Consider the following 12,610-nt stretch of genomic DNA (forward strand, 5'->3'; position numbering starts at 1 on the left):
TGCAGATGGACCGTGACCTGCTTTACAGGCTGATCGAGGCTGCCGTCGGCACCGTGGACAGCCATTGGCAGGAGTTGACCGCACTCGATCAGGCCATTGGCGACGGCGACCACGGCGCGGGCATGAAGCGCGGCTTCGACGCCGTGATGGCCGACGCCGACAAACTGGCCGAACAGCCCCTGCCAGCAACCCTGACCGCAATTGGCCGGACTCTGGTGATGTCGATGGGCGGGGCTTCCGGCCCGCTTTACGGTACCTTTTTCATGGAACTGGGCAAATCATTGGATGCTGCACCGGACAGGGCGGCGCTGAATGCAGGTTTCACCCGCGCACTTGCCGCTGTTGCTGCCCGCGGCAAGTCCGAACCCGGCCAGAAGACCATGCTGGACGTACTGGCACCCGTCTCGGCCGCGCTTGATGCGGGAGCGGATGCCGGCACCGTTGCGCGTGTCGCGCACGACGCTGCTGAGGCAACTGTACCCATGCTGGCACTTCGCGGCCGCGCAGCCTTTCTGGGCGAGCGCTCCGTCGGCCATATGGACCCCGGCGCGCGGTCGTCATCACTGATCATTGGCGCTGTCTGCGCCGTTCTGGAGGAGCAATCGGCATGAATGTCGGAATTGTGATCGTCTCGCACTCATCCAAGGTAGCAGAAGGCGCCGCCGACATGGTCCGCCAGATGGTCGGCAACCAGGTAAGCGTGGCCTATGCCGGAGGTGACGAATCCGGCGGGCTCGGCACCAGCGTGGCCAGGATCATGGCCGCAATCGATGCGGCCTGGAGCGACGCGGGCGTCGCCATTCTCGTCGATCTGGGTGGGGCAGAGACGAACAGCGAGATGGCGATGGAAATGCTGCCGCCAGAACGACAGGGCAAGGTCGTGATCTGCAATGCCCCGATCGTTGAGGGCGCCGTCATCGCTGCCACCGAAGCGTCTGGCGGATCTTCACTTGAAAAAGTTCAGGCCGTTGCCGAAGAGCTTTCGGCCCAGTAAGGAAACTTCGATGTCGCAGGACTACCTCGTCGCCTCCGCCGTTCTGACCAATGATGCAGGCATGCACGCCCGTCCCTCGGTCAAGCTCACGCAATTGGCACGGTCCTTTACCGCAAATATCGAGGTGGCGACCGACAGCGCCGGCCCCTGGGTCGACGCCAAGAGCCCTGTCAAGCTGATGCGGTTCCGGGCGCCGCAGGGCGCTACGCTCTGGTTGCGTGCTGCGGGCGAAGATGCACAACGCGCACTGGATGAGGTGCTGGCGCTGGTAGCCGGCAATTTCGGTGAAGGTGCGCATGGCTGAGATCGTCTTCTCCGGCATTCCAGCTTCAAAAGGTCTGGCTCTGGGGTATATCTGGCGGCCAGCCACGGGAGCCGCATGTGGTGAGGCCACTCAGGGGGACGCTGCTCTGACCGGGGGCGATGCTGACGCCCTGCGCAAGGCCATTGCTACGGCGATTGGAGACCTGTCTCAGCTTGAGGGTACGCTCTCCGGCGAAGAAGCAGAAATCGTGGGCATGCAACTGGCATTCCTCAGCGACGACGAACTGGCCCGCCCCGCTTTTGAAGCGATAGAGGCCGGGCAATCGGCTGTCGTTGCATGGACAGAGGTCATGAATGCCGAAATTGCCACGTATGAGGTGTCCGACGACGAATATTTCCGCGCACGCGCCATCGATTTTCAGGACATACGTGACCGGGTTCTCGCCGCTCTGACGGGCGTGCAAAGCGGTGTGTTGCAGGTTCCCAGGGGCGCTATTCTGCTCGCCTCGGATCTGAGACCCTCCCAGTTTCTCTCCGCGCGCTGGGGCGCCGGCTGCGGCATCGCTCTCACCGACGGCAGCCCGACAAGCCATGTCGCCATGCTGGCGCGGGGTCGCGGCTTGCCGATGGTGGTGGGGCTGGCCGGCGAACTGCAGGACCTCGAAGGCACGGCTCTTCTCGACGGAACCACTGGAATTCTCGTTTCCGGTCCCGACGCAGAGCGACTGGCGGAGGGCAAGGCTCGCCTTGAAGCCGATTCGGCAGCTCGTAAACAGAGCGCGGCGCTGGCCGGCGAACCGGCCCTCAGTCGCAACGGCGTTCGGGTAGCCATCCATGCGACCATCGCCGATCCCGCAGAACTTGATGGACTTGACCCGAGCCATTTCGACGGCATAGGTTTGGTGCGGACGGAACTCTTCCTCGACAAACTCGAAAAACTGATGGACGAGGAAACGCAGTTTGCCACATACCGGCGCATCCTGACATGGGCTGATGGAAAGCCCGTCACCGTTCGAACGCTGGATGCGGGCGGCGACAAGCCGATCAAAGGTTATACCGTCGCCAATGAGGCCAATCCCTTCCTCGGGATACGCGGCATCCGTCTCTCGCTTCGTCAACCCGAGGTGTTCCGTGTGCAATTGCGCGCTCTGGCGCGCGCCGCAGCTTACGGCAGGCTCAGGATCATGTTGCCGATGGTGACGCTGCCGGACGAAATCACCACGGCAAGAGAACTGCTCGACGCCGAAATTACCGCTCTTGCCGCCGCAGGCGTGGACCATGGCCGTCCCGCGCTTGGCATCATGGTCGAGGTTCCGGCCGTCGCCATCACGCCAGAGCGTTTTGACGCCGATTTCTACTCGATCGGATCCAACGATCTGGTGCAATATACCTGCGCGGTTAGTCGCGACGAGGCAGGGGTTGCGCATCTCGGCTCCGCAATTGACCCGTCTGTTCTGGCCCTCATCGCGCGTGTGGTCGAACATGGCCGCGCAACCGGACGTGAGGTGAGCCTTTGCGGTGACGCCGGCAGCGATCCGCGAATGGTGCCGCATTTCCTCGCCGCTGGCCTGCGTTCACTTTCGGTGCAATACGGATTGGGAGGGGCCGTGAAGGCGACCATTGCGGGCCTTGATCTCGTCGATCACAGGGCAGGGCAGGCATGAGCGGCCCGCGCATTCCCAAGCCCGTCCGGCAATACAAGGAAGTTCTGCGCCGGATACTGGACAGCCGGCCATCGGGCACACGCCAGCGGCTGGCCGTTGCCCTGGGAACCAACCGGTCCTTTGTCTCGCAGATCAGCAGCCTGTCATACAAGGTGGCGGTCCCGGCGCATCACATCGATACGATTTTCGAGGTCTGCCATTTTTCACCCACAGAACGGGTCGAGTTCTTGGCTGCCTATGATGCGGCCCATCCTGACCAGCGCAAGCAGTCCGGCGGCAGCGTTGCAAGGCGCACCATTCAGGTCGTTGTGCCGGACATGGGCAGCGAACGCGCCAACCGGCTGGTGGATGACGCCATACGCGACATGGCCCGCAACATTATTCTGATTTTGCAGGAAAAATAGCCTGCCAGGAGGAGGATGCTTCATGAAGAAGCTGATCAACGATATCGCCAATGTCCTCGACGAAAGCCTTGACGGTTTTGCTGCCGCCCACGCGGATCTGGTCGCGATGGACCCCGGCCGCCGCTTCGTGCAACGCCGTACGCCTGCTCAGGCCAAAGTCGCACTCGTCTCCGGCGGCGGATCGGGCCACGAACCCCTGCATGCCGGCTTTGTCGGACGGGGGATGCTCGATGCCGCGGTTCCCGGCGCGATTTTCACCTCGCCCACTCCCGACCGTATCCTTGCCGCCATCGAGGCGGCCGACACAGGCGCCGGTGTCGTCCTGATCGTCAAGAACTACGAAGGCGACGTGATGAACTTCGAGATGGCCGCGGAAATGGCCGAGGGCGAGGTCGCGCGCGTTCTGGTTGATGACGACGTGGCGGTCGACAACTCGTCCTACACCATCGGGCGTCGTGGGGTTGCCGGAACGCTGGTGGTTGAGAAAATCCTCGGCGCTGCCGCCGAAAAGGGCATGGCGCTGCCAGACCTCGTCGCTCTCGGCGCCCGCGTCAATGCCGCAACCCGCAGCATGGGCGTTGCTCTCTCCTCCTGCACCGTACCCGCAGCCGGCATTCCGACCTTCCAGCTGGGAGAAGACGAGATCGAGGTCGGCGTCGGCATTCATGGCGAGCCGGGTCGCCGCCGCGCGCCGATGGTCTCTGCCGACGCCATCGTCGCCGAACTGCTCAAGGCGATCCTCGACGATCTCAAGCCCAAGGCTGGCAGCAAATGCCTGCTCTTCGTCAACGGCTTTGGCGGCACGCCTTCGAGTGAACTCTATCTGGTGTTCAACGCCGCTCGCAAACGTCTCGAGGTCGAAGGCCTCAGCGTCGCGCGCAGCCTCGTCGGCTCTTATGTCACCTCGCTCGAAATGGCAGGTTGCTCGCTGACGGTCACGGTGCTCGACGATGAACTGACGGCGCTTTGGGACGAGCCTGTGAGCACTCCGGCGCTGCGTTGGTAATCTCCGCTTCCTCCCGCCCGGTGGCAGCTTCGCTGGATCCGATCTTGCCGTATGTGACAAGCTGATCCATGATCCCGATTGCAACCGACGACGCCATTGGTCCCATATTCCCGGACGGTGATCGCAAATGGCCTGCCGTTCGTCTCCGGCCAGATGCGCTGGCGCCTCGCCGCTATCGGCGAGGCGGCCTGTGCCAGCCTTTCACGCATGGGCAGGTGTCGTATTCCATTTGATTTGGTTCTTCCTTCCTTTGTGTGATTCAACGATAGCATTCTCGCCCCCCTGAATTCCGGCACGGCGTGACCGCAGAGGGCTCTGTTCGATCCGATTGTTCAGGTATTTGTTCTTGCGTATCCTGATCGGCTTCAGCCGGCGCCGGGAGCGATCCTGACAACCTGCGGAAGGCTGGCTTCAAATTACCTATCAGCTGCCGCGCTCGTTTCTGCTCTCATCGCATGGGTTTTAATGCGCCCATCTCAGGCCGGCGCGAAAACGTGAATGGCTTCACGTGGCAGGCGGGCATGCAGCGTCTGTCCTGCGGCAATGGCTTTTGCCTGCTCGGCCTGGAACTCGACGTCGCCGAGCCTGAAAGCCAGAACGTGCCGGGCCCCCTGATAGACACTGTCGAGCAGCTCGACTGCGTGGATTTCGGCAGGGTCACTTTCCGGGTTGGTTTCCCCGAGTACGATCTCTTCCGGGCGGATCGCTGCCTTGACCAGTTCCCCAACTTCCACGCCGTCTATGGCGGGTGCAAGAATCTCGATGCCGCCGGCAAGGCCAAGCGTCAGTGTGCGTTCCTGCCTGCGCAGAACACGAGCTTCAAAAATGTTGTTCGAGCCAACGAAATCCGCGACGAACGGCGATGCCGGCTGCTGGTAAATTTGTTCGGGGGTTCCAACCTGGACGATGTGGCCCGCTTCCATCACCACGATACGATCGCTGAGCGCGAGCGCCTCAGTCTGGTCGTGCGTGACGTAGACTGTGGTCACGCCTGTGCGTCGTTGCAGGTCACGCAGCCAGTCCCTTGCCTTGTCACGCAGCTTGGCGTCGAGGTTGGACAGTGGCTCGTCCAGCAGCATCAGGCGAGGACCGTAGACAAGGGTGCGCGCGAGCGCGACGCGTTGCTGCTGTCCGCCCGACAACTCACCGGGATAGCGACCCGCGTAGCGGTCCATGTCTACAAGGTCGAGTGCGTGCGCGATCTTCTCACGCGCGACAGCGCCGGTGATCCGGCGGATGTCGAGGGTGAAGGCGAGGTTCTGCTGCACCGTCATATGCGGCCACAGCGCATAGGATTGAAACATCATGCCGAGATCACGGAACCGCGGCTCCACGAAGATACCAGCATCCTCGTCATAGAGCACACGCCCGCCGACGGTGATCCGTCCAGCGCTCGGCCGGTCGAGGCCGGCAAGCGCATTGAGCGTCGTCGACTTGCCACAACCGGAGGGGCCCAGCAGGGTGATGAACTCGCCTTCGGCAACCGAAAGCGACAAATCGTGCAGGATCTTCAGCGCGCCGATCGTGCGGCTCATGTTTTCGATAACGATGTCAGCCATTTAACTTGACTCCGAACAGGCGGGTGAAAACGAGCAGAAGCAGGCTCGTCAGCACGATCTGGATCACGGCCAGCGAGGCGACGATACCGGTGTAGCCCGGCACCCAGGCGTTGAGCATCGCCATGGAAATCACCTCATTGCCGGGGCGATAAAGGAAGATCGCCGCCGCATATTCCTTGAAGAAAAGGATCATCAGCAGCGCAAAGCAGGACAGGAACGCCGGCTTGAGGATGGGGGCAACGATGCGACGCATGATGGTCATCCATGACGCACCGGCAACGCTGGCGGCGCGGTCGAAGTCCTTCGTGACCTGCAACATCGCCGGCGCCACGATGCCGTAGCCGGCCGGCAGATGGCGGATGACGTAGGCAAAAGCCAGAACCCAGAGCGTGCCGCCGAAAACGGAAAGGCCCGGGATGAAAATCACCGCATAAAAGACGCCGAGGCTGACGATCAGGCCAGGCACAGCGCGGGGCAGCTGCACGGTAAGGTCGAGCAAACGGGCGAGGCGATAGCTCGAACGCTGCGCGACGAAGGTGATCATTCCGATGATGACTGTGCCGACGAATGCGCCGCCGATGGCGATCAGAACGGTGTTCCAGATCGCGCGCTGGTAGCTCGGATTGAACAGCACATCCTGATAGTTTTTCAGCGTGAGCACATCGAGCGGGTTGATGTAAGGGGACAACACCATGACGAAGGAGCGCAGGAACAACCCGAACACCAAAGCCACAATCCCCAGCAGAACATAGGAAAGCGTCGCCCCGAACACCCACCACTTCCATGCGCCGAGGTCCATCACCTGCATGCGGCTTCCTTTCGGACCGATGCTGAGGAAGCGATGGCTGCTGCGCAGCACAAAGGTCTGCGCAGCAACCAGCAATGCGACGAGTACAAGAAGCACCAGCGCAGCTGCGGCTACGAGGCCGTAATCCGGCCGTCCGTCCTCGAAGCCCTTGTCATAGATGAAGGTCGTCAAGAGCTGGATGCCGGACGGGCCGCCGAGCAGAAGCGGGATCGCAAACATTTCCAGCGCTGCGACGATGTTCATCGCAAGCGAGAAGATCAGCGCCGGCCGCATCATCGGCAGTGTAATGCGGCGCATGATCCGAACGGGCGATGCACCGGCGACCTGCGCCGCCTGTTCCAGCCGTGGGTCCTGCTGCCTTGCCGATGACAGGCAGTAGAGGATCGTCATCGGTGCCATCGACAGGCCGGAGATGAGCGACAGGCCGGTGAGCGAGTAGATGTTCCAGGGTTCGCTGATGCCGGTTATACGTGTCACCAGCGTGGTGATGTAGCCCGTCGGTCCATATGTCAGGATCGCGCCGAAGCCGATGACAAGCGGCGACACGAAAATCGGCCACAGCAGGATGCTTGTCAGCAGTCCGCGTGCCGGGATGTTGGTCCGAGCCACCACAATCGCCAGCCCGATCCCGAACACCATCGAGAAGATGATCGATATCGCGCAGAACAAAAGCGTGTTGCCGGCGAGTTCCGATATTTCAGGCAAGCCGAAGAGAGTGCGGAAGTTGCCGAGGGTCAGGGAGCCCTGCCATGCGTAGAGAGGCATGGGGCTGAACGCCTGAAGCAGCAGCGGCACCAGGGGCACCATGACCAGCGCGACGCATGAAAGCATCACGGCGTGCTGGATGAAAGGCTCTGCCAGGCTCCTCCCCGGGCGTGCGCCCGGGGATATAGGCCTGACGGAGAGGGTGGCGGTTGGCGCTGGCACTGAACCGTGTCTCTCTTGCATGTCGCCTCGTTACTTCTTGGCGAAGAACGCGGCCGACCACTTCTGGGAAAAGGCTTCGCGGTTCGTCATCAGTTCCGGGTCGTACTCGACGATGAAGATGTTCTCCTCGCCGACCTGCTCGCGGATCGCGGTCAGGCTGTAATAGGGCACGTCCTCTTTGGAAATGTCGTCGCGATAGGGGGTGAGGCCGTTCTCTGCGAGCGCGATCTGGCCATCACGTGACAGCAGGAGATTCATCATCAGCTTGGCCGAGGCAGGGCTCGAAGCTGCCTTGGTCAGCGCCAGTCCGCGCATGGAAAGCATCGTGCCGTCTTCGGGAAAAGCCCAGCCGACAATCGACGACATCTCCGGTGCGCTCAGGCGCGGGATGTTGACCCCGGATAGGAACATTCCAAGCGCGTACTCGCCGGATATGACCTTGTCGCGGATGGTGCCCGCACTGCGCTCCGGCCGCGAAGCAGCGCCGATGGCTTCCATCTGCGACCAGCCTTCCGGATGATTCTGATCCCAGGTCCAGAAGAGTGACAGGCCGAACGGATTGGCAGCGGCATCATATGTCGACACCTTGCCTTTGTAGTCGGGAGCGAGTGCCGCGATGTCGGCGACGGATTTGGGCCATTTGTCTTCCGTGACGACAAACTTGTTGTAGGCAATGATGATCGGGTCGACAGATGCAGTATAGAGACCCGGCAGCGGCCTGCTCCAGTCTGGCAGGGACGAGGCCTCCGGCGACACATAGTCAACAATCTCACCCTTTTCGGCAAACTCCAGCCAGCGGTCGACACCTGCGGTCAGGATAAGATCTGCCGTGCGGGTCGAGGTCGAGCTTTCCGCGTAATATTTCTCCCAGAGGTCGCCGCCCATATTGGTGGTTTCGACCTTGATCCACGGGTATTGTGCGTTGAATTTTTTCAGCGCAGCCGTCCAGAATTCGGGCTCGAGGTTCGAGTAAATCAGAAGGCCGGCTTCGGCCTTGCTCGTCTCCACCAGCTCGGCCTGCTCATCGGCGAAGGCATTTGTGCCAGCAACCAGCAGAGCAGCGGCTGCAACCCATCCAGTAAAACGTCCCATTGTGTTCTCCTCTAATTTTCTTGTCGATCCGCCCATTTCGGATCGCTTTTTCCACCCCCGGTGTCAGTCAGCCAGCGGGGAAACCTGGCTTTCAAGCAATGCACGGGAGCGCTCGATGTGCCGGCGCATCAGCAACGCTGCGAGTTCTCCGTCCCGCTGGCGCAACGCATCCAGAACCGCAGAATGCTCGGCATGCGCGATGCGGGTGCGGTCGGCGAGGTCCGGCCATACACGCCGGTAGTAACCGCGTGCGCGGCGCCACAGATCAGTTGCAAGCAGGCTCTGAAGCTCCGAATTGTCGGCTATCTCTGCCAGCCGGGCATGGAAGTCCCGGATCGGAAGTGGCCGGCTTTGCTCGCCGTGCTCAATGAGAGGAAGCAGCGACCGCTCGGCCTCGAGCATCGTTTCAAGTTCCTCGATCTGCGTGTCGGTGATCCTTGCCGCTGCGCGACGGCAGACGATTGCCTCCAGCGCGGCGCGAATTTCGTACAGCTCGGAGACCATACGGGCGGTCAAAGGAACAACGCGCACACCGGCGTAGGGCAGCCGCTCGATCAGCCGCCGCTCTTCAAGCAGCCGCATCGCTTCACGCAGCGGGGCACGGCTTACACCAAACCGTGTTGCGAGTTCCGCCTCCCGCAACCGCTCACCCTCAGCGAACTCGCCTGAAATGACCGCGTCGGAAATGATCTGCACGATCTGGTCCGAAAGGGGGGCTGAACTATCCACATCTCACCTTTGTCGACAAAATTGCGAGCTATCTAAAGAAGTGCGGTAAAATATTCGGACGTCAAGCCTGTTTTGTGAGTCTTGCGAAAATTTAGTCGACAATCTCGATTATCTGTGGTGAGTTGCCCCCACAATGAAGCAGCGGAGCTTGCCTTGACTGAGAGTGTGAAATTTGTGTGCTCGTCCGGCGCTGTCGGAAGTGGCATCCACCTGCCGGCCTTCCGTGCCGCTATGGAGCGGCAACCGGATTTTGTCGCGTCCGATGCTGGTACGATTGATGCAGGGCCATATCATCTCGGCGTCGGCAAGGGAGCCTACGCCACCGAGGCCTTGCGGCACGATCTTGAGATATTGCTGACAGAAGTGCCCAAGGGCACACCTGTTCTCGTCGGGTCCGCAGATACGGCAGGCGGCGACCCTCATGTCGATCGTACGCTCGACATCATCAAGGACATCGTCTCGCAGCACGGGTTGAAGCGCCGCATCGCGGTGATCCGTTCAGAACTTGATCCGGCGATGCTCCAGAACGCCTATGATGACGGACGCGTGGTCGCTCTCGACCATGCGCCTGCGCTGGACCGCGACGGCATCGGCCGTTCCACGCGCATCGTCGGCATGATGGGGGTCGAGCCGCTGCAGGAAGCGTTACAGGAGGATGTCGACTTCATTTTGGCCGGCAGATGCAGCGATTCAGCCCTCTTCGCCGCTCTGCCCATCATGCGCGGCATCCCTGAGGGACTTGCCTGGCATGCCGGCAAGATCGTCGAATGCGGCACGCTGACCTGCGAGACCTACGGCAAGGGCGCCATGTTCGGCGAGTTGTTTGCCGATCACGGTATCATCACCCCGGTGGGCGAGGGCCTGCGTTGCACGCCTCAAAGCGTAGCCTCGCACAGCCTGTATGAAAACGGCGATCCGTATCTGCATCGCGAATCATCGGGAACGCTCGACATCACCGACGCGCAGTTCGAGCAGCACGACCCGGTCAGCGTTCGCATTTCCGGCGCTCGCTACATTCCGGCGGACAGGCCGAGCATAAAACTGGAAGGCGTCGAATTCGCCGGCTATCAGTCGATGCTTATGGGCGGCATCAGGGATCCGTTCATCATTCGCCAGTTCGACAAATGGTTGGCGGAAGTGAAAGATGATGTGCGCCAGCGCGCCGCGCGCCTTTTGGGCGATGTGCTGTCGCCGAAAGACTGGAGAATTGACACGCACGCCTATGGGCACAACGCCGTGATGGGCGCTCGCGAGCCTTCCCACGCGCATCCACCGCACGAGATCGGTCTCGCCTTCTGTCTTTCGGCACCGACCCAGGAGCTGGCAAACAAGCTTGCAGAACTGAGCCGGCAGCCCCTGTTGCATCATCCGATTCCCGAATGGTCGGGCTCGATCACGGGCTTCGCCTGCCTGTTCAATCAAGCTCATGTAGAACGGGGACCGTATTGGAGGTTCTCGATGCACCATGTCCTGCTTCCCACGCCGGACGAAACCGTTTTCCGCAGAGAAATCCTCACTCTCGGTTGATCGATAAAGGCAGCCCCTATGAAACTGAGCGATTGCACCGCGCTGATCCGCAGCAAGAACGCCGGCCCCTTCTCCCTCACCTACGACATCATGTTCTCCGATGAGGCTACTTATCAGCATGTGAAACGTTCCGGCGTTATCACCTCCGAGGCCATGGCCGAGAAGATCGGTTGTGATGTCAACGATATAAAGTTCTTCGTCTGTGACAACGCGCTCGCGTTCAAGTTCACGATCCCGAGGTTGCTTCCGGCCGGTGACCCTGCCGATGCCGACCTTCACGGCGGCCAGCAATTCGCGCCGCTGATGGATATCGAGGTTCCGGAATTGTCAAAGTAGGGTGTGATCGATCCACGCCATGCATGTGTCATGCGGCGGGCTGCTGTTCCGTGGGCTGGTTTGTGCGGATGCCCGACCGTTAGAACTCACTGATGACGATCATGCATCCGAAGCAGCAGGGGCATCCCACCATTGACAGATAGTTTGCAATGCAACCTTCGCAACCTGTCGCAAGAGGTATACCGGGACCAAGATGCGCGCAGCCCATCATCGCGGCAGCAAGGAGGCTGAGATACGCGACATTCCGGAAACAACGATACTGCCCGTCGATCGTCTTCGCATCGGTTCGACTGTGGCGAATTGAGCCTCGAGGTCGGATAATCTACCGATCTCGGGGCGCCGGGGCAGATTGGAAACAAGACGTCCACCCGCCCATGGATTTCGAATAGAATAGTCCAACAGTACGGGGACAGACCTCAGACCTCAGACCTCACGCACGCCGCTGTAACCGGTGGCCTTGACCACCTTTGTTACCTTGCAGTCGAAACTCGCCATGCTCTCGCAATGTGCGGCGTTCCGCCTGATCGAGTGCGACACCCACAACAGCGGCGTCTGTCGGCAGAGCCGGGATCTGGCCCGAAATCTGGCCGGTGATCTGGAACGGCTCCGGATCATTGGCGTTGCGGGTATTTCGCAAAAGGGCTATCGGAAATCAGGCCGACCTCAATCGTGGCGTATTCGCAGCGGCGCAGCGCCACAGTTTCCTGTTCCGACATGACCACGACCCTTGCCGATATTTTCCTGAGCAATCGCAAATCCATCATGTGGAGCGTGTTGCGGATCGTGCGTGACCCGCAGACGGCGGAAGATGTCGCGCAGGAGACCTATGTCAGGGCCAGAAAGGCCGTCGAGCACGGTCCCATCGACCACATCGAAGCCTTCCTGTTCCAGACGGCCCGCAACATTGCGCTCAACCACCTGCGCCACCAAAGAACTCGTGGGGCTGTCGAATGCGACGACCTGCCGGCGGCTGATGTCGGCAACATCGCCTCGGATACGCCCTCGCAGGAGGCCGATCTCATCCATCGCCAGAGGTTGCGCCATCTGCACGAGGCCGTGGCGAAGCTACCGCAGCGGGCGAGGACGGTGTGGGTGCTCAGCCGCATCGAGAAATGGTCCTACCCCAGGATTGCCGAGCATCTTGGCGTTTCGCCGAATACCGTCTTCAATGATCTGAAGCTGGCGCATGCTCATTGCGTTGAGGCTCTGGCGAAGATCGACCGCAACTGAACAACCACCTGACGGGCGAGTGGCCGTCGCCGGTATTTGGAGTGCATTTTGTGAGATTACAGCCCGCGAT

The 12,610-nt window shown here is 61.1% G+C and carries 13 protein-coding genes and 1 pseudogene; 9 read left to right on the forward strand and 5 right to left on the reverse strand.

Features of this window, described 5'->3' with window-relative positions; translation table 11 throughout:
* Positions 1–5 precede the first annotated feature (5 nt).
* From dhaL to dhaK, 6 genes are read left to right on the forward strand one after another with little or no spacing between them, the layout of a single operon-like run.
* The gene (gene dhaL, locus HNR59_RS17255; RefSeq protein WP_183832454.1) at positions 6–611 is read left to right on the forward strand and encodes a dihydroxyacetone kinase subunit DhaL; all 606 of its coding nucleotides are present in this window, start codon (positions 6–8) and stop codon (positions 609–611) included.
* Entirely contained in the window at positions 608–994 is a 387-nt protein-coding gene (gene dhaM / locus HNR59_RS17260) for a dihydroxyacetone kinase phosphoryl donor subunit DhaM (RefSeq protein ID WP_183832287.1), read from the forward strand. The genes dhaL and dhaM overlap by 4 nt, the downstream gene beginning before the upstream one ends.
* Before the next feature lie 10 nt (positions 995–1,004).
* Entirely contained in the window at positions 1,005–1,298 is a 294-nt protein-coding gene (locus HNR59_RS17265; protein ID WP_183832288.1) for an HPr family phosphocarrier protein, read from the forward strand.
* A complete protein-coding gene (gene ptsP, locus HNR59_RS17270; protein ID WP_183832289.1) occupies positions 1,291–2,922 on the forward strand; it encodes a phosphoenolpyruvate--protein phosphotransferase in 1,632 nt (543 codons plus the stop codon). Before HNR59_RS17265 ends, ptsP begins: the two co-directional genes overlap by 8 nt.
* Positions 2,919–3,326, forward strand: coding sequence for a hypothetical protein (locus tag HNR59_RS17275; RefSeq protein ID WP_183832290.1), 408 nt, complete (start codon positions 2,919–2,921; stop codon positions 3,324–3,326). Before ptsP ends, HNR59_RS17275 begins: the two co-directional genes overlap by 4 nt.
* Positions 3,327–3,348: 22 nt before the next feature.
* Positions 3,349–4,332, forward strand: a complete 984-nt coding sequence (dhaK, locus tag HNR59_RS17280) for a dihydroxyacetone kinase subunit DhaK (protein WP_183832291.1) — start codon at positions 3,349–3,351, stop codon at positions 4,330–4,332.
* A gap of 315 nt (positions 4,333–4,647) precedes the next feature.
* Here dhaK and HNR59_RS17285 read toward each other — a convergent pair.
* The 5 genes and pseudogenes from HNR59_RS17285 to HNR59_RS17305 form a co-directional block, all read right to left on the reverse strand.
* A pseudogene (locus HNR59_RS17285) lies at positions 4,648–4,719 on the reverse strand (IS6 family transposase); the annotation flags it as partial.
* A gap of 89 nt (positions 4,720–4,808) precedes the next feature.
* Positions 4,809–5,891, reverse strand: a complete 1,083-nt coding sequence (locus HNR59_RS17290) for an ABC transporter ATP-binding protein (RefSeq protein WP_183832292.1) — start codon at positions 5,889–5,891, stop codon at positions 4,809–4,811.
* A complete protein-coding gene (locus HNR59_RS17295) occupies positions 5,884–7,530 on the reverse strand; it encodes an ABC transporter permease (RefSeq protein WP_183832293.1) in 1,647 nt (548 codons plus the stop codon). The genes HNR59_RS17290 and HNR59_RS17295 overlap by 8 nt, the downstream gene beginning before the upstream one ends.
* A 126-nt stretch (positions 7,531–7,656) precedes the next feature.
* Entirely contained in the window at positions 7,657–8,718 is a 1,062-nt protein-coding gene (locus HNR59_RS17300) for an ABC transporter substrate-binding protein (protein WP_183832294.1), read from the reverse strand.
* A gap of 63 nt (positions 8,719–8,781) precedes the next feature.
* Positions 8,782–9,447 carry a GntR family transcriptional regulator gene (locus HNR59_RS17305; RefSeq protein WP_183832295.1) on the reverse strand — a complete coding sequence of 222 codons (666 nt, stop codon included), beginning with the start codon at positions 9,445–9,447 and terminating at the stop codon, positions 8,782–8,784.
* 81 nt (positions 9,448–9,528) lie between these two features.
* Between HNR59_RS17305 and HNR59_RS17310 the strand changes: the two genes are divergently transcribed.
* The 3 genes from HNR59_RS17310 (at position 9,529) to HNR59_RS17320 (ending at position 12,540) form a co-directional block, all read left to right on the forward strand.
* Positions 9,529–10,974 carry an acyclic terpene utilization AtuA family protein gene (locus HNR59_RS17310; RefSeq protein WP_246374814.1) on the forward strand — a complete coding sequence of 482 codons (1,446 nt, stop codon included), beginning with the start codon at positions 9,529–9,531 and terminating at the stop codon, positions 10,972–10,974.
* 18 nt (positions 10,975–10,992) lie between these two features.
* A complete protein-coding gene (locus HNR59_RS17315; protein ID WP_183832296.1) occupies positions 10,993–11,310 on the forward strand; it encodes a DUF4387 domain-containing protein in 318 nt (105 codons plus the stop codon).
* Between the two features lie 714 nt (positions 11,311–12,024).
* Positions 12,025–12,540, forward strand: a complete 516-nt coding sequence (locus HNR59_RS17320) for an RNA polymerase sigma factor (protein WP_183832297.1) — start codon at positions 12,025–12,027, stop codon at positions 12,538–12,540.
* Positions 12,541–12,610: the final 70 nt, after the last annotated feature.

Source organism: Aquamicrobium lusatiense (genome assembly GCF_014201615.1).
Taxonomy (GTDB): Bacteria; Pseudomonadota; Alphaproteobacteria; order Rhizobiales; family Rhizobiaceae; genus Mesorhizobium; species Mesorhizobium lusatiense.

Coding starts and splice junctions, on each gene's coding strand:
- HNR59_RS17275 (WP_183832290.1), top strand. CDS start 2,919: ATGAGCGGCCCGCGCATTCCCAAGCCCGTCCGGCAATACAAGGAAGTT.
- dhaM (WP_183832287.1), top strand. CDS start 608: ATGAATGTCGGAATTGTGATCGTCTCGCACTCATCCAAGGTAGCAGAA.
- HNR59_RS17290 (WP_183832292.1), bottom strand. CDS start 5,891: ATGGCTGACATCGTTATCGAAAACATGAGCCGCACGATCGGCGCGCTG.
- HNR59_RS17265 (WP_183832288.1), top strand. CDS start 1,005: ATGTCGCAGGACTACCTCGTCGCCTCCGCCGTTCTGACCAATGATGCA.
- ptsP (WP_183832289.1), top strand. CDS start 1,291: ATGGCTGAGATCGTCTTCTCCGGCATTCCAGCTTCAAAAGGTCTGGCT.
- dhaK (WP_183832291.1), top strand. CDS start 3,349: ATGAAGAAGCTGATCAACGATATCGCCAATGTCCTCGACGAAAGCCTT.
- dhaL (WP_183832454.1), top strand. CDS start 6: ATGGACCGTGACCTGCTTTACAGGCTGATCGAGGCTGCCGTCGGCACC.
- HNR59_RS17315 (WP_183832296.1), top strand. CDS start 10,993: ATGAAACTGAGCGATTGCACCGCGCTGATCCGCAGCAAGAACGCCGGC.
- HNR59_RS17320 (WP_183832297.1), top strand. CDS start 12,025: ATGACCACGACCCTTGCCGATATTTTCCTGAGCAATCGCAAATCCATC.
- HNR59_RS17300 (WP_183832294.1), bottom strand. CDS start 8,718: ATGGGACGTTTTACTGGATGGGTTGCAGCCGCTGCTCTGCTGGTTGCT.
- HNR59_RS17295 (WP_183832293.1), bottom strand. CDS start 7,530: ATGCTTTCATGCGTCGCGCTGGTCATGGTGCCCCTGGTGCCGCTGCTG.